This is a genomic window from Pontivivens nitratireducens (assembly GCF_014235845.1).
Taxonomy (GTDB): Bacteria; Pseudomonadota; Alphaproteobacteria; order Rhodobacterales; family Rhodobacteraceae; genus Pontivivens; species Pontivivens nitratireducens.
The window spans coordinates 234,248-255,510 of the sequence record NZ_JACJUQ010000001.1 but is presented as its reverse complement, the minus strand read 5'-3'; the positions used below and the strand labels follow the sequence as shown (position 1 = coordinate 255,510).

At 61.3% G+C, this 21,263-nt stretch carries 23 protein-coding genes and 2 tRNA genes; 10 read left to right on the top strand and 15 right to left on the bottom strand.

Translation table 11 applies throughout. The features are described 5' to 3' along the window. Nucleotides 1-8 precede the first annotated feature (8 nt). Nucleotides 9-476 carry a protein-tyrosine phosphatase family protein gene (locus H1S03_RS01410; protein WP_347339193.1) on the top strand — a complete coding sequence of 156 codons (468 nt, stop codon included), beginning with the start codon at nucleotides 9-11 and terminating at the stop codon, nucleotides 474-476. Here the strand turns inward: H1S03_RS01410 and H1S03_RS01405 are convergent, their stop codons facing one another. Together H1S03_RS01405 and H1S03_RS01400 are read right to left on the bottom strand one after the other, a co-directional pair. Next, a complete protein-coding gene (locus tag H1S03_RS01405; protein ID WP_185802820.1) occupies nucleotides 477-1,271 on the bottom strand; it encodes a maleylpyruvate isomerase family mycothiol-dependent enzyme in 795 nt (264 codons plus the stop codon). It lies immediately after the preceding gene. After that, nucleotides 1,268-2,347 (bottom strand): CaiB/BaiF CoA transferase family protein, encoded by a 1,080-nt coding sequence (locus H1S03_RS01400; protein WP_185802819.1) that lies wholly within the window; start codon nucleotides 2,345-2,347, stop codon nucleotides 1,268-1,270. Before H1S03_RS01400 ends, H1S03_RS01405 begins: the two co-directional genes overlap by 4 nt. A gap of 126 nt (nucleotides 2,348-2,473) precedes the next feature. Between H1S03_RS01400 and H1S03_RS01395 the strand changes: the two genes are divergently transcribed. Both H1S03_RS01395 and H1S03_RS01390 read left to right on the top strand, forming a co-directional pair. After that, entirely contained in the window at nucleotides 2,474-4,123 is a 1,650-nt protein-coding gene (locus tag H1S03_RS01395) for a thiamine pyrophosphate-dependent enzyme (protein WP_185802818.1), read from the top strand. Nucleotides 4,124-4,198: 75 nt separating this feature from the next. Further along, nucleotides 4,199-4,286 (top strand) — tRNA-Ser (locus H1S03_RS01390). Between the two features lie 72 nt (nucleotides 4,287-4,358). Here the strand turns inward: H1S03_RS01390 and H1S03_RS01385 are convergent. The 5 genes from H1S03_RS01385 to fliF are packed head-to-tail and all read right to left on the bottom strand — an operon-like array spanning nucleotide 4,359 to nucleotide 8,582. Next, the gene (locus tag H1S03_RS01385) at nucleotides 4,359-5,405 is read right to left on the bottom strand and encodes a FliG C-terminal domain-containing protein (RefSeq protein ID WP_185802817.1); all 1,047 of its coding nucleotides are present in this window, start codon (nucleotides 5,403-5,405) and stop codon (nucleotides 4,359-4,361) included. Then, nucleotides 5,402-6,115 carry a flagellar type III secretion system pore protein FliP gene (gene fliP, locus H1S03_RS01380; RefSeq protein WP_185802816.1) on the bottom strand — a complete coding sequence of 238 codons (714 nt, stop codon included), beginning with the start codon at nucleotides 6,113-6,115 and terminating at the stop codon, nucleotides 5,402-5,404. Before fliP ends, H1S03_RS01385 begins: the two co-directional genes overlap by 4 nt. Next, the gene (locus H1S03_RS01375) at nucleotides 6,105-6,443 is read right to left on the bottom strand and encodes a FliM/FliN family flagellar motor switch protein (protein WP_240910306.1); all 339 of its coding nucleotides are present in this window, start codon (nucleotides 6,441-6,443) and stop codon (nucleotides 6,105-6,107) included. Before H1S03_RS01375 ends, fliP begins: the two co-directional genes overlap by 11 nt. Next, nucleotides 6,421-7,017: a FliH/SctL family protein gene (locus tag H1S03_RS01370; RefSeq protein WP_185802815.1), complete on the bottom strand. Its 597-nt coding sequence runs from the start codon at nucleotides 7,015-7,017 to the stop codon at nucleotides 6,421-6,423. Before H1S03_RS01370 ends, H1S03_RS01375 begins: the two co-directional genes overlap by 23 nt. Further along, nucleotides 7,017-8,582: a flagellar basal-body MS-ring/collar protein FliF gene (fliF, locus tag H1S03_RS01365; RefSeq protein WP_185802814.1), complete on the bottom strand. Its 1,566-nt coding sequence runs from the start codon at nucleotides 8,580-8,582 to the stop codon at nucleotides 7,017-7,019. Before fliF ends, H1S03_RS01370 begins: the two co-directional genes overlap by 1 nt. 133 nt (nucleotides 8,583-8,715) lie before the next feature. Between fliF and H1S03_RS01360 the strand changes: the two genes are divergently transcribed. From H1S03_RS01360 to H1S03_RS01340, 5 genes are read left to right on the top strand one after another with little or no spacing between them, the layout of a single operon-like run. Beyond that, nucleotides 8,716-9,204 (top strand): flagellar basal body-associated FliL family protein, encoded by a 489-nt coding sequence (locus tag H1S03_RS01360; RefSeq protein WP_185802813.1) that lies wholly within the window; start codon nucleotides 8,716-8,718, stop codon nucleotides 9,202-9,204. 10 nt (nucleotides 9,205-9,214) lie between these two features. Next, a complete protein-coding gene (locus H1S03_RS01355; protein ID WP_185802812.1) occupies nucleotides 9,215-9,592 on the top strand; it encodes a hypothetical protein in 378 nt (125 codons plus the stop codon). Next, complete coding sequence (locus H1S03_RS01350; RefSeq protein WP_185802811.1) at nucleotides 9,589-10,155, top strand: MotE family protein; 567 nt, start codon at nucleotides 9,589-9,591, stop codon at nucleotides 10,153-10,155. Before H1S03_RS01355 ends, H1S03_RS01350 begins: the two co-directional genes overlap by 4 nt. Nucleotides 10,156-10,184: 29 nt before the next feature. Beyond that, the gene (gene motA, locus H1S03_RS01345; protein ID WP_185802810.1) at nucleotides 10,185-11,051 is read left to right on the top strand and encodes a flagellar motor stator protein MotA; all 867 of its coding nucleotides are present in this window, start codon (nucleotides 10,185-10,187) and stop codon (nucleotides 11,049-11,051) included. Next, complete coding sequence (locus H1S03_RS01340) at nucleotides 11,048-12,991, top strand: hypothetical protein (protein WP_185802809.1); 1,944 nt, start codon at nucleotides 11,048-11,050, stop codon at nucleotides 12,989-12,991. Before motA ends, H1S03_RS01340 begins: the two co-directional genes overlap by 4 nt. On the opposite strand, the gene H1S03_RS01335 is transcribed toward H1S03_RS01340, so the two are convergent. From H1S03_RS01335 to H1S03_RS01320, 4 genes are read right to left on the bottom strand one after another with little or no spacing between them, the layout of a single operon-like run. Next, nucleotides 12,992-13,777 carry a DUF4198 domain-containing protein gene (locus tag H1S03_RS01335; RefSeq protein ID WP_185802808.1) on the bottom strand — a complete coding sequence of 262 codons (786 nt, stop codon included), beginning with the start codon at nucleotides 13,775-13,777 and terminating at the stop codon, nucleotides 12,992-12,994. Beyond that, nucleotides 13,774-15,279, bottom strand: a complete 1,506-nt coding sequence (gene ggpS, locus H1S03_RS01330; RefSeq protein ID WP_185802807.1) for a glucosylglycerol-phosphate synthase — start codon at nucleotides 15,277-15,279, stop codon at nucleotides 13,774-13,776. The genes H1S03_RS01335 and ggpS overlap by 4 nt, the downstream gene beginning before the upstream one ends. Next, on the bottom strand, nucleotides 15,276-16,058 hold the full coding sequence (locus H1S03_RS01325) for an HAD-IIB family hydrolase (RefSeq protein WP_185802806.1): 783 nt from the start codon (nucleotides 16,056-16,058) through the stop codon (nucleotides 15,276-15,278). Before H1S03_RS01325 ends, ggpS begins: the two co-directional genes overlap by 4 nt. Beyond that, nucleotides 16,055-17,182, bottom strand: a complete 1,128-nt coding sequence (locus H1S03_RS01320) for an NAD(P)H-dependent glycerol-3-phosphate dehydrogenase (protein WP_166190463.1) — start codon at nucleotides 17,180-17,182, stop codon at nucleotides 16,055-16,057. Before H1S03_RS01320 ends, H1S03_RS01325 begins: the two co-directional genes overlap by 4 nt. Nucleotides 17,183-17,369: 187 nt before the next feature. Here H1S03_RS01320 and H1S03_RS01315 point away from each other — a divergent pair, with 187 nt between their 5' ends. Then, nucleotides 17,370-18,356: a hypothetical protein gene (locus H1S03_RS01315; protein WP_185802805.1), complete on the top strand. Its 987-nt coding sequence runs from the start codon at nucleotides 17,370-17,372 to the stop codon at nucleotides 18,354-18,356. 97 nt (nucleotides 18,357-18,453) lie between these two features. Here the strand turns inward: H1S03_RS01315 and H1S03_RS01310 are convergent. The 3 genes from H1S03_RS01310 to H1S03_RS01300 all read right to left on the bottom strand — a co-directional run bounded on the left by H1S03_RS01310 (nucleotide 18,454) and on the right by H1S03_RS01300 (nucleotide 19,523). Next, a tRNA-Pro gene (locus H1S03_RS01310) sits at nucleotides 18,454-18,530 on the bottom strand. Nucleotides 18,531-18,574: 44 nt separating this feature from the next. Beyond that, a complete protein-coding gene (locus H1S03_RS01305; protein WP_249777763.1) occupies nucleotides 18,575-19,015 on the bottom strand; it encodes a DUF192 domain-containing protein in 441 nt (146 codons plus the stop codon). Between the two features lie 16 nt (nucleotides 19,016-19,031). Further along, nucleotides 19,032-19,523: a cold-shock protein gene (locus tag H1S03_RS01300; RefSeq protein ID WP_185802803.1), complete on the bottom strand. Its 492-nt coding sequence runs from the start codon at nucleotides 19,521-19,523 to the stop codon at nucleotides 19,032-19,034. 214 nt (nucleotides 19,524-19,737) lie between these two features. On the opposite strand from H1S03_RS01300, the gene H1S03_RS01295 reads away from it, so the two are divergent. Beyond that, entirely contained in the window at nucleotides 19,738-20,559 is an 822-nt protein-coding gene (locus H1S03_RS01295) for a hypothetical protein (RefSeq protein WP_185802802.1), read from the top strand. A gap of 46 nt (nucleotides 20,560-20,605) precedes the next feature. On the opposite strand, the gene pdxH is transcribed toward H1S03_RS01295, so the two are convergent. Continuing rightward, nucleotides 20,606-21,214 carry a pyridoxamine 5'-phosphate oxidase gene (gene pdxH / locus H1S03_RS01290; protein WP_185802801.1) on the bottom strand — a complete coding sequence of 203 codons (609 nt, stop codon included), beginning with the start codon at nucleotides 21,212-21,214 and terminating at the stop codon, nucleotides 20,606-20,608. Nucleotides 21,215-21,263 lie beyond the last annotated feature (49 nt).

Sequence of the window (21,263 nt, the reverse complement as noted above, 5' to 3'; positions counted from 1 at the left end):
GGGACGGCGTGCATTTCGGGATACCCACGATCACTGCCGGTGCAGGACGCATCGGCATCATGCCCCTGCCGGACGAAGAAACGATGCAGGACATCGCCAATTGGGGCGCGACGCTGGTGGTGTCGTTGACGACCATGCGCGAAATGGGTGGTCCGCTTGCGCCGGCTCTCGCTGCGATTGGGGCGTCATGGGCGCATCTGCCCATCCCCGACTTCGGTGCACCCGCCCCGCAGACCCGTCAGAACTGGGCGAAAATGGCTAAGGATATCAGTGCCCGCCTCGATGCCGGTGAAGGTGTCATCGTGCATTGTCGCGGCGGCTGCGGACGGTCGGGAATGATCCTTCTGCGGCTACTGGTGGAACGTGGGGAGGAGGCCGACACCGCCCTGAAACGTTTGCGCGCCGTTCGTCCCTGTGCGGTCGAGACGCGCGCACAATATGAGTGGGCGGCATCCGGTGCCCCCTACCCCGTTTGACTATCCCGTCTGAGCGATATGCCGCGTACCCGCGGAAGGCGGCGCATTGCGCGGACCGGCAAAACACTGCGCCATCTGCATCCACCGCTGCGCCACGTCACCCATAACTGTCAGCGGGACATCTGCGATGCTGCGCGTCTGGGTGACGACCTGGGCAAAAGCCTCTGCCGGGCCCTCGACCCGGCCGACCGTCCGGTCGCCCCATTCGCGCACCTCCTGCCCCAATGTCAAACGCACCAGGGGCATGGCGGGCGGCACGTCGTAACCGTTGACCTGATGGCTCCACCCGAACGTATTGAGGCCCAGCGCCACGATATTCCACAACCGGGGTGTGGGGCTGCGCGAAACGCCAGCGATGTCGAACACAGCCTGTCCATGCGCCCACACCTCCATGATACTGGCGGAGATCGAAGTCCGCGCCGACAGATCGGGACCGACCCATTTCAGGCGCAAGCGGGGGTCCACCAAGGCCCATTCAGCGCCCATACGCTCATACCGGTCCTGCCAGGCCACGATGAGAGGTCGCCCGTGCAGTGTACAGACCTGACGCTCCACCTGCCGCGTCGTACCCGACATGATGCCTGCCCCCACATGCCCGATCTGTGCGGCAAAGGCCTCCGGATCGGTCCGCGAAAGATCGGCCATCACATTCCAGACATGCAGGTGACGCACGATCTCCTCGACGGTCCAGCCCTTGAACAGGGTCGCCTCGTTCAGAAATGTCGTGGGTCGCGCCGCGATCAGGCGGTGCAGGGCGCGGGCCTCTTGCAGGAAATCAAGAGCCTCCTGCTTCATTCAATTCCCCATTCGTGCAGGACATCGGCGAGGTCGGCGCCCTTCTGCGGCGGGGGGCGATTCAATGCGCCGGGCGTACGCGACAGGCGCGGCGCGGGTGCGGGCTGAACGATATCGTCGCGCCGCTCGAATATCTGCCGTGCGGCCATGTGCGGATGCTCGGGGGCGTCGTGCAGGGACAGGACCGGCGCGACACAGGCGTCCGTCCCCTCCATCAGATCCAGCCATTCGTCGCGCGGGCGACTGCGGAAGACTTCCTCCAACACTGCGGCACTGCGCGCCCAATCGGAAGGATCGAGCTGACCTTCGATTCCTTCGGCCTGACTATGCTCCAAAAGGAGGGCGTAGAACTGAGGCTCTATCGCCCCCACCGCCAGCCACTGGCCGTCAGCACAGGCATAGCAGCGATAGTAATGCGCGCCGCCGTCCAGGAAATTCGCCTGCCGCGCATCCCGCCACAGTCGATTTCCCTGCATACCGTAGATCATCGCCATCATGTGCGCGGTGCCATCGACGATCGCCGCATCCACGACCTGCCCTTTGCCTGACACGCCCCTTTCGATCAGTGCGGCCAGAATGCCTGCAATCAAGTACATTGATCCGCCGCCGAAATCCCCGACCAGATTGAGAGGCGGCAGCGGTCGATCCTCACCGATCGCGTGCAACGCGCCGGTCAGGGCAATATAATTGATGTCGTGACCGGCGGTTTCCGCCAGAGGTCCATCCTGCCCCCAGCCGGTCATCCTGCCATAGATCAAGCGCGGGTTCTTCGCGCAGATCTCCTCCGGTCCCAGACCCAGACGCTCCATCACGCCGGGGCGGTATCCCTCGATCACTACGTCGGCCGCCTGCATCAGGCTAGCGGCACGGGCGCGTCCTTCGTCCGTTTTCAGATCTGCGGTGACGGACCTGCGGCCGCGGGCCAGCACGTCGTATTTCATCGGAAACGGGTCGCGCCCGTCGGGCCTGTCGATGCGCACCACATCGGCCCCCATATCGGCCAGCCACATCGCGGCAAACGGCCCCGGACCCAAACCTGCAAACTCTACAACCCGAATACCCTTGAGCGGACCCATATGTCGCCTCCCCTTTTTCGTTTAACGTCACCCATCCTGACCGCATCTACAAGGCCCTCTATCACTGGGGCTTGACCCGACCGTCAGTGCGCCCTTGTGTGTTGCAATCAAGATGGGGAGCGGATGATGACCGGCGGCGAAATGGTGATGGAGTGTCTGTTGGCACAAGGGGCGCATATCGGATTCGGTGTGCCCGGGGAAAGCTATCTTGCTGTGCTCGACGCCATGCACGACCGCGATTTCCGTTTCGTCAATGCACGCCACGAAGGCGGTGCCGCGTTCATGGCCGAAGCTTGGGCCAAACTGACAGGTCAGGTCGGATTGTGCTTCGTCACGCGCGGCCCCGGTGCCACCAACGCCGCCATCGGTGTGCATTCGGCCATGCAAGCCTCCACCCCGATGATCCTGTTTGTCGGTCAAGTCGGCAGCGACATGAAGGGACGCGAGGCGTTTCAGGAGCTCGACTACCGCGCCGTTTTCGGCAGCATGGCCAAATGGGCGGTCGAGATCGAGGACGCCCGCCGCATTCCCGAAATCATCGCCCGCGCCTATTCCGTTGCGACGCGTGGCCGACCCGGTCCGGTCGTCATCGCCCTGCCCGAGGATATTCTGCGTGCCGAAGTGGACGCCAGCCCGGTTCCCGCCCTCCCCCATGTCGAGGCCGCCCCGGACCCGACCGATATTGCGCGGATCGCCGCCCTGCTCGACCAGGCGGAACGCCCGATCCTGCTGGCCGGCGGTGCCGGATGGTCCGATGCGTCCAGACATGATCTGAAACATCTGGCCGAGCGGCTGGACCTGCCTGTCGTCGTCTCGTTCCGTCGGCAGGACCTGATGGACAACACCTCACCCTGCTATGCCGGTGATGCCGGCGTCGGCATGACGCCCGCCACCGCGAACCTGCTGCGCGAAGCCGATGTGATTCTTGCGATCAATGCCCGGTTCGGGGAAATGACGACAGACGGCTACACCTTGCTGCGCGTGCCGCGCCCGGATCAGACGCTGATCCATAGCCAAGCAGCAGATAGCGAACTGGGCAAGGTCTATGCGGCGACTCTCACCCTTCATGCCGGGCCCAACCGCATGATCGCCGCGCTGAAGGATATGAACCTGTCCGACAGCGATGCGCGGTCCACCTGGCGCACACAGGCCCGATCCGGCGTCGAAGCGGTCCTCGATACGCGCGCGCAACCCTCCCCCGTCGATATGGTCGAAGTGTGCTCCCATCTGCGCGAAGTCCTGCCCGACGATGCGATCCTGACCAATGGCGCGGGTAATTTCGCGGTCTGGCCCTCACGGCACATCCCAGTCGGGGGGGCGCGTCGCCTGCTCGCGCCGCAATCGGGCGCAATGGGATATGGCATACCCGCCGCGATCGCTGCGTCGATCGAGGCACCGAACCGCCGCGTCATATGCTTCGCCGGTGACGGCGATTTTCAGATGACAGGTATGGAACTGGCCACCGCCGCCCAGGAAGGCGCGACACCGATCATCCTCGTCCTGGACAATCAGACCTACGGCACCATTCGGATGCATCAGGAGCGGACTTATCCCGCTCGGGTAAGCGGCACCGATCTGAAAAATCCCGATTTCGCGGCCTTCGCGCAGGCATGCGGACTGTTCGGACGTCGCGTGACGCAGACCGCGGATTTCGCCAGCGCGTTTGCCGATGCCTGTAACAGCGGAACAGCGGCTGTGCTGCATCTCGATATCGCAACGGAGGCTCTGACACCTAGTCAGACCATATCGCAAATGCGTGCAGCCGCGCAAAAGTAGAGAAGTGCGCATTCCTGAAAATTAGCGCATTTTGGCCCTTGTTCTCCGCACGATACCCCTGATAGACCCATCTGCGGAGCTGTGGCCGAGTGGTCGAAGGCGCGCCCTTGCTAAGGGTGTGAACCGAAAGGTTCCGTGGGTTCGAATCCCATCGGCTCCGCCATTTTACCAGTGCTTGCGTTCTGATGCGAACGCGTTTCACTGGCCCTTCGCGAAGGACTTGCCACAGGGCCTATCAGCCGTCGCTGTCGGGCATGATCAGCGTCAGATCGCCCTTTTGCGCCAGTGACTGAATTTCCGCGATCAAGTCGGCTTGCGCCTTCTCTCCGTCCTTGATCTTGATGTCCTGCATCTGTCCGATCTCCTCGACATACCTTTCCGCGAGTCTCTTGGAGATATTGGACAGAATGAACTCCACACTTTCGCGACTGACCGTCTGACCTGATTTCAGTGCCGCGAGCAGAACGGCCTCATCCATGTTGCGTACGACGTTGCCCACGTCACGCGGCTCCACCCTTTTCACGATGTCCGCAAAGGTGAACATCACGCGCTTCACTTCCGTCGTCAGCTCCGGGTCACGATTTTCCAGATGGCCCAGCATGTCGCCGCGCACGGTCCCGGACACATTGTTCATTAACCCAGCGATCAAGTCAGCCGGGCTGCGGGTGTTGCCCCCTTCCAGCGCGATGGACAGGAAGTCGCGCATGATGACGGATTCCACCATCGCAACGACCTTCGGCTCCAGCCGCGGCGCCCGCGACAGCCGCAACACCACGTTCTGCGCAAATGTGCTGTCGAGCAGTTCCAGAACTGCCGCGGCACGGTCCGATCTCAATTCGCTCAACACCACTGCCGCGGTCTGCGGGTGTTCATTCTGAAGGAACCGGGCAACGGCCGCCGCCGGGGCCAGGCCCATCTTGTCCCACAATGAACGGTTCATCGAGCTGTCTACATCGCCCATGATGCGATTGACCTGCTTGGAATCGAGTGCCCCCTCCAGCATCCGCCGGGCTACCTCGGCGCCACCAGAGATGTCCGCACCATCACCGAGCGTGGCCATGAATTCGTCGATCACATCCAGAATTGCGGATTGAGGAATGCGCTTCAATCCGCTGATCGTCACGGCGAACCGGCGCAGCTGAGCCTCGTTCAAGTCGCTTATCAAAGGCGCTGACTGTTCCGGGCCGAGTGCCGCGAGAATGATTGCGGCCTTTTGCGTAGGAGTGAAGTCGAGCTGAGCCCGGTCGGGAACAGGCAAAGCGTGTGCCAATTTTGTGCTCACGGGGCATAACTCCTTATCAGTGCGCCCGCCAGCAGGGCCCAACCGTCGGCGAGCACGAAAAAGGCCAGCTTGAAGGGCAGCGCGACGACGGCAGGCGGCACCATCATCATTCCCATCGACATCAGGATTGCGGCGATCACCAGGTCGATGACCAGAAAGGGCAGGAAGATCAGAAAGCCCACCTCGAACCCGCGCTGAACCTCCGTCAGCATGAACGCGGGCACCAGCATGTGAAGCGGGGGCGCGCCCTCCTCCAGCGTGATCCCGCGTGCATCCGCGAGTGTATCGAGCGTGTCCACGTCTACTCGCGCCTGCATGAAGCCGCGAAAGGGTTCGATCGTGATCGGAATGGCGTCCCGCACCTCAAGCGTGCCCTCGATCACGGGCGATATTCCCTGCTCCCACGCAGCCTGCAGCGTTGGTTCCATTACGAACCAGGTCAGAAACAATGCGAGGCTGACGATCAGCATGTTCGGCGGCGCCTGCTGAACGCCGATCGCCTGCCGCAGGATCGACAGGACCGTCACGATAAACGGAAAGCAGGTCACCATCACCGCCAGCCCCGGCGCCAGGCTCAACACGCTCACCATGAGGAAGAGCTGCACCGTGCGCATCGAAACGCTGTCGCCGCCGAGGTCGACAGCGATGCTTTGCGCATGACCCGGAGCCGTCAGAAGCAGCAGAAACAGGACGGCGGCGCTAAACCGCATCTTCCAGATCCGCCACTTCGGTCAGCCGCACACCCAGTCTGCCGCTTCCGTCCTCCATTTCCTGCAACTCGCCCCGCGCGATCAGCCGATCCCCGACATACAGATCGACCGGGTCGGTCAGTGTCGTATCCAGCGACAGCACAGAATCGCGCCGCAATCGTGCGAGGTCCGCGATCATCGGGCGGGCCCGCCCCACAGCGACGATCACCTCGATCGGAACGCCGCGAAAGGCTTGCGGCGACGGGCCGCCACTGCGCCGGGGGGTGAGTGTTTCAATCTCCCCCAGGCGGTTCATGTCATTTGCCTCAGGCGTGGTTTCGCTGGTCATATTCAGGTTCCTGTGTCGGATTTGGGGAAAGCGTCTGCGAGATGCGGGCGAGGACGGCAGAGATGTCGAGCTTGGTAAGTCCGCTATCGGTGGCGATGGTCGCACATCCCGGCGACAGGTCAGGTTCGCTGCGGATAACGATACCTTCAGGAATAGCCTCCGTGATCATACCGGCTTCTTCGGGGCAAAGGCTGACCGTGATGCTGGTCCCAGGTGCGAGATCGAGTTCGTGCCTTACCGCCGTTGCGACCTGCTCGGAAAAATCGCGTGCCGCAGCATCGGACAACGCAGTCCGTGCTATCTCCGAGATCAGATCGAGAAGATCAGCCTCCGCCGTTGCCCGTGCGCTTTGCATTGTGATCTGGGCGTCGGACACAGCTTCGAATATCGCGGTGGTCACGCGTTCGGATTGTTGTGTGGCCGCTTCGGCCGCGCGCGTGGCTGCGTCGGTGAACCCCTTGGCGTACCCCTCATCATAAGCCTTGCGCAATTGCTCACCGCAAACCGGTTCGGTGGCGGCAGCAGCGGCGGCGGGACGTTCGATGTCATCAAGGCGGAACAATCGGGCACTCATCACGACGCTCCTTCGGTCATTCCGCTGTCGATCCAGTTGCGCAGCAGATCGACGGATTCAGGTTTTCTGCCCTCGACCGTCCCGCGAAGACGCGCCAGTGGAGTCTCAGGTTTCTCGGCCTCCTGCTCGCTGGGCATGTTCTCCAGCATCAGAAGTTCTGGCGAGATAGCCGCCCCGTTTTCAGGTGACGGCAGCTCAGCCGGATTGGGCAATGTATCCAGGTCGCGCCGCGCCAGCAGAATTGGACGCAGGACGAACAGACCCAGAAGCAATACGACGGCCGAGAGAACGCCGAGTTGCAAGATCAGGCTCAACGGTATCGTACCCCCGATAAATGCAGGCGCGTTGGCGAGGGTCCCTACCTCACCGCGTTCGGGGAATTGCATCGATTCGATCGTCAGAACGTCGCCGCGCGCTGCATCGAAACCCACTGCGGCGCGGACAAGCTCCGCCATCGCATCGATTTCGCTTTGGGGCCGCGGCTGCCACGTCGCCCCGTCGGCTCCGGCAGTTTCCATCCCATCGACCAGAACCGCGACGGACAGGCGGCTGATCCGCCCGGGATTGCTGGTTCTTTCCCTCAGGACCTCGGACACCTCGTAGTTCACACGCTCCCGCGTGCGGGTGATCTCTCGCGAATTGCTGTTGCCCTCGGCGGCGGCGTCCCCGTCGGGAAGGTTGCTGGCGACTGTTACAGCACCCGGCCCGGATCCGGTTGCCTGCTCCAAATCCTCCTCGACATCCGTACTTATCGCGACACGGCTGTCCGGATCGATGACACGTTCCGTCACGATTTCAGTATCAAGGGTGGTATCTACATTGATCTCGACAAACGCGCGCCCGGGGCCCACGCGCGCCTCCAGCAAACGCAGCACGTTCGCCCGCATCTGCGCCGCCCGATCGCTGGCGTTCGCGGCGGGATCATCGGAATCCTCGCCAATGATGATGCCCGCCTGCGCGTCGATGATCGACACAGCCTCGGGCATCAGATCGGGGACCGACGATGCCACAAGATGTCTGAGCGCGCGGGCCCGGTCAGATGACAGCGGCGCATTGGCCATGGTCACCGTCACCGAGGCCGTCGCCTGCTGATTCCTGCGAAACGGAGAGTTCTCCGCCCGTGAAAGATGGACGCGCGCTGACCTTATGGCCGGGGCCGAGGCGATCGTACGGGCGATTTCGCCCTCCTGCGCGCGCCGATAGGCCGCATCGAACATCTGGGACGTGGTGCCGAATCCAGAAAGTTCGTCGAGAAGCTCATATCCCGCCCCACCGCTCGCGGGCAATCCACGGCCCGCCAGTTGCAATCGCAAACTGTCGCGACGATCCTCGGACACATAAATCGCGTTGCCCCGCACGTCATGTTCGACCTGTTCCGCCTCAAGCGCGGTCAGCACCTCGGCGGCAACGCTCGGTTCCAGCCCGGAATACAGCAGCGCCATCTGCGGCGTGCCCGCCACACGAGCGAGAAGCAGGAGCAGCGCCATCACTGCTATGGCGGCCCCGCCGGCGATAAGCCGAACACGGCCCGGCATAGCCTCGAATCGGGAGATCAGATCGCTCACTTACATACCTCGTTCCAGGGTCTTCGACGGCGCTTCCGGCCCTCGTCCGTACTCATCGATAAGCTCCGGCTTCTTAAGAATTGGTTAGTGGTGCGCCGCTAGAACGGATCCCGAACACGATGAGGGTAATTTGATGAGCGAACCGTCGGACGAAACTGACCCAAAGGCCAAGAAGCGGTTTCCCGTGGTGGTGACCTTGATTCTATGCTTCCTGGCGGGTGCGGGCGGTTTCGCCTTCGTCACGCTGGATCCTCTCCATCTGATGCCGGAGGAGGCAGAACCGGTGGAGGTTGCAGCCGCTGTCGACAGGCCGAGCCCGAATCAAACGTCCTTCGTTCCTCTGGACCCACAAGTGATCAGCCTCGGCCCGAACTCACGCGCGGATCATCTGCGGTTTTCCGCCACGCTCGACATCCGCCCGCAATACGAAGCGGAGGTCATGGCGGTGAAGCCTCGCATCGCCGACATGATCGCGACTTATCTGCGCGCGGTGGAGCCGACGATGCTGGAGCAACCTGCCGCTTTGCTGACGCTGCGCGCCCAGATGCTGCGTCGGATATCGGTAATCGTGGGCCCGGACAGGGTGCACGATCTTCTCATCACGGAATTCATACTCAACTGAAGGTATCACCATGTCGCTACTCGCCGACGGACTTCTTATCCTCGCTACGGTGTCACTCGCCGTTTACTGCATGGTCGTATCTCGACGGCTAAAGGCTCTCGGACGTCTGGATCGCGGTATGGGCGCTGCGATTGCAAGCCTCTCGCACAAGGTCGATGAAATGACGTCGGCGGTCGCGACCGCTCAGAAGCAATCGGTCGATGCGGTTGCGGACATGACCGTACAAACAGCGCGCGCCGAGCAAGCCGCCGGGCGGCTGGAGCTTCTCTTGGCCACCCTACATGATTCTCGCTCCGGCACGGCTGTTCCCGTATCCCGGCCGGAAAAGCCTGCGCCGTCCTCCTTCGACGGCAGTTTGCGCGATGCCTACAAGGCTATGAAACGATGAGCCGCTCCAGAGTCCCGGCTCTCGTCCTGATCATCTGTATCTTCGCGGCATCCGCGGGATTGAGGATCGCCACAGAGGGCCCGCAATGGGCAAGCGCCCTGTCCGGGGCAATCGGGCCCGCACATGCCAATCTCGGTGAGCCTCCGGCGGATACTTCGCAGCAGGATGTCTTCCTCGAGTCGCTGCAAAGACGAGAGGCCGAACTCGATCTGCTCGAACAGCAGATAAATGAGCGAACCGGCGAGCTTGCCGATGCGGAGCGTGCTTTGGCCCTGCAGATAGAACAGCTGGAACAGGCCGAGCAAACGCTTCGCGATACGCTGTCCGTGGCCTCCGGCGCAGCGGAAACGGATGTCGCGCGACTGGTTTCCGTCTACGAAAGTATGCGTCCGGCCACCGCCGCCCCCCTTTTCGGCGCGATGGAGCCGAGTTTTGCAGCCGGTTTCCTGATGCGTATGGAGCCTGAGGCAGCGGGGGCGATCCTTTCCGCCGTTACGCCCGAACAGGCCTACGCGTTGAGCGCCGTCATGGCAGGACGTCATGCCGCAGTCGTACAGGAATAGATCGTGTACAGCAGAGTTGGAGCAGATAAATGACCGGTTTTTTCGGCCTTGCGATCGTATTTGCCATGGTTATCGGAGGGTACCTTTGGGGGGGCGGAAAGCTCGGCATCATCTTTTCCTCGCTGCACTATGAAATGATGATTATCGGGGGCTCCGCTGTCGGTGCCTTCATCATTTCCAACGGAGGAGACACGATTCGCGGCAGCATGCGCGATGTGGGGCGGGTGTTCACCGGGCCAAAATGGAAAGCCGGTGATTATTCCGATGTTCTGATACTGCTGTTCGAACTGCTCCGCATAGCGCGCAACAATCCCGTGCAGATCGAGGAGCATATCGAGCAACCGGAAGAAAGCGTTCACTTCCAACGGTTTCCTCGCATTTTGGCCGATGCGACGGCCGTCACCCTCATCTGCGACACGCTCCGCGCAGCCTCGATGAACTACGACGACCCGCATCAGGTTGAGGAGGTCATAGACAAGCGGTTGGAGGCGCATCTGCATCATGCTCTCAAGCCCAGTCATGCCTTGCAGAACATGGCGGACGGGCTTCCCGCATTGGGTATCGTCGCGGCGGTTCTGGGTGTGATCAAGACGATGTCGTCAATCGACCAACCGCCCGCGGTATTGGGCAAGATGATCGGTGGTGCCCTGGTCGGCACATTCCTCGGCGTGTTTCTCGCCTATGCGCTGGTGGGCCCATTCGCGACAAAGGCCAATGAACTGGCCGAGTCAGATCACAATTTCTACATGCTGATCCGTGAAGTTCTCGTGGCCAGCCTTCACGGTCATGCCCCGAATATGTGTGTGGAAATCGGACGGCAGTGCATGTCATCGGAACTCCGCCCCAGTTTCGACGACCTCGATACGGCGTTGCGAAGTGAGAGTGTTGCGGCATGAGGTGGCTCGCAATTGCTGTTTTCCTGATTGCCAATCAGGCCTACGCACAGGATCTTACCACTGTACGCTCCGGTGAACACGCTACATTTACCAGGCTGGTCATAGACACGCCCCCTCCCGATGAGTGGTCCGCAATACAGGAAGATCGGACCGTTACGATCAATCTGCCTGACATAGGGAATCTGTCCCTCGACACTATCTTTGACCGCATTCCCCGTACGAGATTGCTGAATATAAGTGTTGCTGGCGACGACCTTATTCTGCGGCTGGGTTGCAATTGTCCGGTTCAGGTTTTTCCCCAGGTGGACCGCAATCTCGTGATCGATATTCGCGATACGGGAAGCGAACCCGCCGTGGAGGCGTCGGATCTATCGCAGGCAGTGACAGTCACCGACGATTCAGCTTCGCGCATGTTTCCGCCCGAACCCCCTGCTACCCCGGAGATTTTTTCCCAGCCTGACCTGAACGACGTTCGAGAGCGGCTTGTGGAACAACTGACCCGCGCTGCGGATCAAGGGCTTCTCAAATTGTCGGAGGATGCGCCAAACACGCAGGATGTCGTGGAAGAACCCGCGCCGGAGCCTGAGCGCGAACCCGAGGCGCCGCTTGAAGACGTCGGTGTCCCCGAACTTGCCTCGACGCCAAATGTCGATATCCGAACTGCATTCGATACGCCGACGCGCGATTATCCGGCTGATGATCCAGGCTGCAACGCCCCCGTTCCCCAGACATTCGCAACTCTACAGGAGCAATATTCCACCTATGTGTCGAATCGGACCACGCTCTATGGTGAATTCGATGCGCTGAATGAACGCGCTCTACGCGACACGATCGAACAGGCGATTGGGCTTGGATTGGGAGCGGAGAGTCTGGCGATCCTTGTCCACCATAAGGGTATCCTCCGGGCGGAGGCTACCTATACGGATATGGCGCGGATCGTCGACGGCATGGAACCGGGCATCGCATTGCTCACCCATGTCGAATGCCCGGGCGCGTTGGGGCTTTGGGCACGGCTGGCGAACGATGAGGCATTTCTGGCGAGGCGCCATGTCGATGGCGATCTTGCGACCCTCGGCACGTTCCCTCCCGAACACCGCATACTGATCGCGCAGCGCGTTGCCGAAAAATGGCTGGAGCTTTCACTTCTCGCCAGTGCGCAACGGGCACTGGATTTCGCCAACCGTTCGGGGATCCCCGCGTCCCGCGAAATGCAACTGACCGCGTCCCGGATCGCACAGCGCCGTCGCGATGTTCAAACAGCCCGTACGGGGTTCGAGGCTCTTGCAGCCGGCACGGATCTGGTTGGTCATCATGCCAGGGCGCATCTGATCGAAATCGAGTTGAACGATGACATAACCGTGGACCGGGGGGCAGAGCTGGATCTCGCCGCCACGGCTTTCCAGATGCGGGGAACCCCACTCGGTCGCAAAGCGATCAGGCTACTGGCTTCGATCCGGGCGCGCGATGGGGCACTGTCGCAATCGTTGCAACTGCTTACTGCCAGTGCGGACCGCGAGCCGGAAATGGCGGAGATCTGGCGAAGGGTTGCTGCCGACCTGATCGAGTCCACAGCGCCGGGCAATCCGGACTACGCTCGTGCGGTCCTGCATCACGCGAATTTTCTGCCCGAAGGGGTTGCCGGGGATGCCGCAAGAATAAGCGCGGCGCGTGGTCTACTCACACTGGGATTGCCCAGCGATGCGATCGAGATGGCTTCACCGGCGCACCTGAGGGGAAACGACTCAGCATCTGAAATCATTGCCTCAGCCAACCGTGTCACGCCTCGGCCCGAGCCCACCCGACCCAACGCCACGGAACTTGCGCCCAGAGTGGAAGACCCCGTGACACTTGCCGCAGCCAGGGATTTGCTCGAAAGCGGAGGCTCGCTCAGATCCGCAACCTTGGAACTATTACGCCCGTCGGCTGAAACACTGGACTAATCACTTTGTCCAACTCAACGACGCCCAGCTTGAATGCCATGCGGTCGGTCCGGCATTGCGGACCGCATCCATATGCACCGCGTTGGCCATATAGAACCCGGCTCCGCTCTCAGGCACCACGGCGATGCCCTGACTGTCGGTGGTCAACGGAACTTCGATGACCTCTCCACCAATGCTTCGATGAAACAGATTGATGCGGGCGTTCGATGCAGGTTCTCCACGAACGAAATACTGCAGCTGAATGTTGCCCTCGGTGGTGAAGGGATTATCCAGCGCGACCAATTCAACCGGCAGACCGACCCGGAAATCATCACCTTCGGAGGAGCCGACACCGATCAAGGCTTTTGCCGAGCGGGAATAAGTTTCGGAAAATCCGACCTCAGGCAAGCCACGCGCCCGATGCTCATTCAGAATATACTCGATACCTTCCGCTGCGAGGAAACTTTCGAACTTGCCCTCTTCCTCGTAGGTCAGGCGAGAGTCGCGCGTTTCCTGAGCAACGATGTGAAGCCCTTCCTGCAAATCCGCCAAGCCCAAGGCCGGCATGCTGCCAATTCGTCCGGAAATAAACTGTCCATCCTCACCCGGCGCATAGTGCTGCAAGCTGCGAAATGCCTGAGGGAAATAGGGCATCTGCTGCCCCACAAGGTCTGATCCGACGAAAATGCCGACCTCGATCCCGTCCCCGATCTCGATCTGATGGCTCGGGGCTTCGAGCCAGTACTCGTGAGCACTCAACGGGCATGTGGCCCCGATAAGGGCCAGCGCCGCGATGATCCGCCTCATGATTTTGCCTCTTTGGATGGCAATTTACGCAGACGATCGAACAGTTCAGTCTGGGACGTGACCCAGGCATTGATGTCAAACTTCTGAACGCTTTCACGCAAACCCTTCATACGGCTACGCTTTTCTTCGTCGTCCATGTCCAGCGCCTGTTGAATGCCGCGATCCATCGACGCGAAGCTGAACGGATTGACGGGAATGGCGCCTTTCAACAGAACCGCAGTTCCGGCAAATTCCGACAGGACCAGCGCTCCACCCAAATCGTCCCGCGCCATGCAGAATTCATTGGCGACCAGGTTCAAGCCATCCGCCAGAGGTGTGATCCAGGCCACATCCGCCGCGCGATAATACGCGATCAGGTCACGGAAAGGTATCGCCGTCGAAATCAGCGAAACCGGTTGCCACTCGAACGAGCCGAACGTGCCGTTGATCCGGCCCGAAAGTTCCTCGATCCGCTGCTGTACCTCTTCATAGGCCGTCATGTTGCGGTTCGCACCGACAGAGACATGCATCAGGCGAACCTTGCCGATCAGATCGGGGCGAGAAACCAGCAACCGCTCGTAAGCTTCAAGCTGTTCGACATTGCCCTTGGTGTAATCGGTTCGTGCCACGGACACGATCAGCTGCATATCCTCCCCGATTTCGGAGCGGATATCGGCAACCTTCGCCTGAACTTCCGGGTCAGCGACGACGGACGCGATATAGTCGGTATCGACCCCCACAGGCGAAGTGTCGATCAGGATATCGTGGTCGTGGTGGCGCATGGCGCGAACGGTATGGCGTTCGGACAGGGCCATTCCGCGCGGTGACATCGCCTCAGGAGTCGGCGTCTCATCGGTTGAGCGAGCGGAGGTAATGGAGCGCGCCACAGCTTTGAAATTGTTTGAATATCTCGGAATGTGGAATCCGACTGCATCTGCCTGAAGCAGGCTTTTCACGATCTCCTCCCGCCAGGGGAGGACGTTGAAGATATCGGGATTCGGGAAGGGCGTGTGATGAAAGAACGCGATCTTCACGGACGGTTTCAACTGTCGCAGATAGCCTGGCACCAACCACAGGTTGTAGTCGTGTATCCAGACAACGCCATCGTCGCTGACCTCGGCCGCCGCAGCCTCGGCAAAGGCCCAGTTCACCTGGCGGAAAGTGGGCCAGTCAACCGGATCGTAATTGTAGCGTTCCTTGAACCCGTGCAGGATCGGCCAGAAGGCTTCCTTGGAACTGACGTGATAGAAGCTCTGCACCTGCTCCTCGGTCAGGGGCAATCTGGACACGGAATACTTGCCGTAGCTGTCGTCAATCTCCACCACCCGCTCGAAATCGGGGTTCGAGGGGTCGTCGGCGTATTTCCACGCCACCCAACTGGCCTTTTCCACGCGACCGAAGAAGCTCTTGAGGGTGGGGACGATCCCGTTGGGGCTGGAATTCTCCTTCAACTCGATCTTACCGTCGACCTCGACCTCTTCGTAAGGTTGACGGTGATAGACTATGACCAGATCGGAACTCATTCCTGTTCTCCATTCGCGTCGGGGTGCAGGTTGAAGGCGGCAATCGCCTCCATGATTCCTGCGGCGCCGATCGCCTTGCATTTGCGGGCTGTCCGTATGTCCCTGGTCGCATCGAGCAAGGCTTGCTCCGCACCACCGACCACGGCTCCGTTCAGACCCGTCTTGAACATGGATAGGTCGTTAAGGGTATCTCCCGCAACCAATACGCGCCCGCGCGACATCCCGAAGGCGGTGATGAACCGCTCGAGCGTCGGGCCCTTGCTGATGCCACGTGGCAAGACATCGAAATAGCGATTGTCCGAGACCAGCCAGTCCAGCCCCATGCCCGTGACGACCTCACATGCGCCGGGGTCGAATGTATCGGGGTCCATATCATAGCTGACGCGGTAGCGGAACTTGGTCGGTTGAAGTTTCAGCCCGCGCGCATCCGCGAGAGCCTTGCGCACCTGCTCACCGGCATCGCCCCAGCGTGCGGCGATCTCATGCTCCAGCTCGGGCAGATGGGTCAGGGTTCGCTTGTCCTCATCGTGCCGGTCCACGCGGGCGACGGTGGTGCCGACGTCACCGATCACATAATCGGGCCAGGGCACCCAGTTGTCGGAACACAGCGAGTGGATGAACTCGGGATCGCGCCCCGATACGAAGACCAGGCTGACACTATCTCGGCGCGCCTCGATCCAGTCATAAAGGGCAGCTCGGTCCGCGTCGCTGCCGCCCAGAAAGGTGCCGTCCAGATCCGTGGCGAGCGTGAAAGTCGCCTCCGAGGGTGCGGTGCTCATGTCTTCGATCCTCCGAAGCGGGAATGGGCGGCAGACGTCGCGGGATGCGCGATCTTGAAATCGAGGGCCCGAGGTTCCCCCTCGATCGGCGCGCTCCAATAATTGGCGAAGGCCTCGCCTATTGGGGCACCGTCAGCGACGATGGAGCGGACCATTTCGCAGACCGGCATGTGCAGACCCTTCTTGCGCGCCAGATCGGTCACGGTCACGGCGTTGGTGCGACCCTCGACAACGACAGGACGCCCTTCGAAAACCTCCGCATCACTCAACCCCTGCCCGCGCTGCGTTCCGTAGGAGAAGTTGCGCGATTTCGGGGATGAACATGTCAGCATCAGATCCCCGATACCGCTCAACCCCGTGACCGTCTCACGCGAGCCGCCCATGGTGACGGCCAGTTCCTTGATCTCACTGAGACCACGGGTGATCAGAGCGGCCCGCAGGTTCTCTCCGTATCCGGCGCCGTGCAACATGCCGCAGGCGATGGCGATAACGTTCTTCATGGCTCCGCCGATTTCCACGCCGGTTAGATCGTCCGAGATGTAGGGACGGAAACTGTAGGTGGTCAGCGCCGCCGCCAGACGCGCGGCCGCCATGCTGCCGGGCTGCGTCGCACGCGAAGTACATGCGATAGTGACTGCCGTCGGTTGATCGGCTGCGGTCTCAACCGCGAATGTGGGGCCGGAAATAGCGCCTATCACCCGGCCCGGTGCCTCCTCGGCCATGATGCCTGTCATCAGCAGACCACTGTCCGCCTCAATCCCCTTCGCCCCGGTAAAGATCGGGCAGTGCGGCGATGTCAGCGGCGCAATCGCGCGGGTCATTTCCCGAATGCTGTGGGACGGTGTGATCAGCAGAACCGCCTCCGCCTCGTGCAGGGCTTGCGCCATATCGGTAGTGGCCTTGATACCGGAGGCCAGCTTGATCCCCTTGAGGTAGCGTGGATTTTCGGCCCGGTCACGGATCGCCTCCGCCACCTCGGCACTGCGGCACCACAGCGATACATCGCGTCCGGCATGCCGCGCGACCGAGGCCAGCGCGGTCCCCCACGCGCCGCCACCCACTACACAGATACGCCGATAGGCCAATTCCTCCGCCGGCGGCTGAGCCTGGTTCGTACCCTGCATTCGTGATCATCTCCTTGAACATACCGTAGAGGCAACAATGGTGCGCGCCGCGTCCTTTTCAACACGGAGGTGCAGGAATGTTGCATCGCACCAATAACATTGGAAGTTTAATCATCCGTCGGGGATCGACGCTTGCGCCATTGGGCATCCGCAGGTCTACTACGTCAAAATCCAAAGGAGTTTCGAGATGAATTTGCGGATGTGGCCTTTGCTCGCTGCAGCGGGTGTTCTGGCCGGGTGCGGCGGCGGTGGCGGTTCAGCCAGCGCCCCCGGACCGACCCCTCCTACCAGTCTGACGCTGGCTCAGCTGTCTGAAGGGCAGTTTTCCAGTTCGCGGGCGAGCGGGGGAATCGGAAAATCCCTGCGCTATCGCGAGGCCAACCCTACGCCACCGGCCGGCGATTCGCCCGATGCGGTTCTGGGCCGGATTCAGTCGGACGCGCGAAAGCTGCAGGGCATCCTGTTCACCGACGATTCCGAAACAGGCCTGATCAACGCCGCGTTCAACGACCGGGAAACATCCAGCGCCGTACAGTTGGTCAACCGCGTTTACGTTTCCACAGACTACGCAAACGGCGATCTGGAGCTTCAGGCGCTCGATCTGGGCGCCTATGATTCCGTTCTCGGCGGTCTTTGGCGCTATGTGCCCCCCTCGTCCAACCCACAGACCTTCGTCGGGGGCTGGCATGCCGGGTCGCTGACGGATGTTGCGGATTTGCCGACGTCAAACAGCGTGACCTTCACCGGCAATGTTCTGGGCCTCTACGTGCGCAACGACAACGTCAATCCGGGCGATACGATCCCGCTGGTCATCAGTGAGGTGACGGGCATCGCCTCGGTTGAGATGAACTTCGTCACCGGCGATATCGTTGAGGGGGCCAACAGCTTTCTTGCGAACCTCGTCCTGACCGACCTGCCCGGCGAGGAATTGAACGAGTTCAACATCGTCAACGGTTCGACTACGGCGATCGATGGCAACCAATGGGATGCGGGACTGGTCGCGACCAACCAGGACAACGATTCGACGGATTTCTCAGCGACAGCCGACAGCGATATTTCCGGGCGCTTCTATGGCCCCGGCGGCGCGACGCAGGAGATGGGCGCCGCCTTCCGCGTTCGTGAGGACAACGAGAGCGAGATCTTCTCAGGCATGTTCCTGGCAGTAGGCAACTGATCGTACCGGCCACCCTGCACGGTGGGGTGGCCGCTTGCGAAGGATCTGGCAGAGGCAAGACCGCGTCCGCATCGAGAGAAAAATTGCGTGAAAAATGTGGTCGGGGCGGCGAGATTCGAACTCACGACCCCCTGTACCCAAAACAGGTGCGCTACCAGGCTGCGCCACACCCCGACCATGCAGCAGGGATTAGCGAATGCGCGTCGGGATGAAAAGGGTCAATCGCACGGCCAGATCGGGTTGGTGTCGAAAGCGGGATGGCGCAATTGCGCACCCGGTGTCAGACCCAGCATTTCCGTCAGGCCTCCATTGACCTCCAGCACCGCAAAAATATCGTCGGTGGCGGATGGGATCGGCGTTTCATCCAGTGGAGTGGCATTGACGTGAATATCACGGACGGTCCCGTCCGCCGCCACGAACAGCATATCCAGCGGAATGAGGGTATTGCGCATCCAGAAGCTGCGCTGACGCGGTTCGTCCTGATAGACGAACAACATGCCCTCCAGTTGGGCCATCTCCTCGACAAACATCAGTCCGCGCGCGCGTTCCTCATCGGTGTCCGCAATCTCGACCTCAATGGAAACACGCAGACCGTCCTGACGAATGTCCACCCGGTCCTCACGACATTGCTGAGCGGCGACGGGCGTAGCCAGCAGCAAGGCAAGGCAAAGGATATTACGAAACGACGCTGTCCCAGTCGCGAACATACATCACCATTCGACCACGCGGGCCGTCCCCGATATGGGCCGCGATGGCCTCGTTCGATTGCAGATCGACGATACCGCAGCGGCGCAGCGTTTCCATGTGGACAAAGACATCCTCATCATCCCCGAAGATGTTCAGAAAACCGAAGCCCTTGACCCTGTCGAACCATTTGACACGGGCCGGCACGTAGTCAACCTCCTGCGGGCCCGGAACGGCTTCGAGCAGGTCTGCCATCATTCCGTCGCCACCGTCTGGCACATCCGCCTCGATCACTGCGCAGGCCTGACGGCCCTTGTCGGTTTCCTCAACCTCGACGGTTATCGCGATCCCCTCGACCAGATCGCGCAGGCCGGCGGCCTTCAACACACTTGCATGGATCATCACATCTCCGGCACCGTCTTCCGTCACCAGGAAGCCGAACCCGCGCGTGGTGTCATACCACTTCACCTGTCCCGTAATCATCCAAATACCATTTTCTTATTGTCCGCCAAGCACATGCAACCCATGCGCATGACAGAGAAAGCGTCCAAAATCCGATCCGCACCCTACGCACCGCAGTCCCGAGCTACGTCGCGATCGTGGTGGACCGCCCCCCGTAGAGACTGAAAAAAGGATAGATATCGCGCGACATGCGTGTCAAGCAAACCACCGGCCCCCATTGAATACCGGAGCATACATGCAACCGACCGTGGCAAATCGGCAACCTCGCACCCTGCTTTTCCTTGCGTTTCTGGCCCTGGCCAGTTGCGCCACCGTACCTGTCGGCCCCTTGCCGGATGCCGACGGGGTGACGCGGGAGTTTTTGTATACCCCGTTCCAGAGCGACCTGATCTCTAAGACACCCGATGACATATCGCAGGTCGTGCAGGACGCCACCAGCCGCAGCTATGCCGAGATTGCCGAGCACCGGCGCACGCAGGAAATCCGCCTGGACCAGCTCGCATATTTCTTCCGCTCCGCCGATGGCCGCGCCTATCTGCTGGCCGAGGGCCCCAAGGCGATCGTACGCGGCGCACCGCAGGCGCAGTGCCCGGTCGAGGTCTCGGTTGTCGGCGGTGACAACGCGCAAGCCTCGATCACGCAGGCGTTGCAATCGTGCCATGAGGATCTGAGTGCGCTGGGGTTGCAGGACAGTTGCGATTGCCGGCTTCTGGCGCAAGGAACGATCCTGCACGCCGCACCTGCAACCTTCGAATATGCGGTCGATCTGCCCGTGCGCCTGTTTCGCGACGGAAGGCTGGACCCGATCACCTATTTCAGTCGCGCCGGTAGCGATGGGTCCGGTACGCGCGCCATCCTCGTGGAGTTGGGAGATACGCAGTTAATGGCCGTCAGCTATTCCGACCCTGGGGCACGACACGCTGTCGTCACCTATCCGGATGGCACGCAAATCCCTGCGGAGCGTGCGCCTGTAGGCTATGACAGAGGACGCCTGCGTGAGAGTTTTACCACCACGCAACAGGACGGAACGCCGTTGCGGATCATCGTCGGCCCCTGAGGGGCGGGCGCTATCATTCTCCTCCGATCCGGCCACGACCGAAGCGCTAAGGATTCAATCGCTGCACCGCCCAGCCCTCATCCCCCAGCGTCCAGCGGAAGCGGTCGTGCAGGCGGAACGCGCCGTCTGCCCAGAACTCGACCTCGACCGGGCGGATGCGGATGCCGCCCCAGAATGGTGGACGGTCGGGGTTCAGACCCTTTTCAAGGCTCAACCGCGCTACCTTGCCCATCAGCGTCGCCCGACTGTCGAGAGGTCGGGATTGTTCCGATGCCCATGCACCGATGCGGCTTTGCAACGCGCGCGAGTGATAATAGGCATCCGCCTGTGCGTCCTCGACCTGCTCGGTCAGGCCCCGCACCCGGATCTGGCGGCGCAGGCTTTTCCAATGCAGCACGAACGCCGCCTTGCCAGTCGCCGCGATCTCCCGCCCCTTCGCGCTTTCGAAATTGGTATAGAAAACGAAGGCATCCGCCTCGATTTCCTTGAGCAGAACCATACGCACATTGGGCAGACCGTCGGGGTCCGCAGTCGCCAGGGCGATGGCATCGGGGTCGTTGGGTTCGGACTTCACCGCCTCCGCCAGCCATTGCCGTGCAAGTGCGAAAGGATCGTCGCCGGCGAAAATACCGGTCCGGGCCGTGTCGTCGCTCATCGCGTGATCCTCCGCCAAGTTGGTGCGAACACCGACATATTCTTGATGC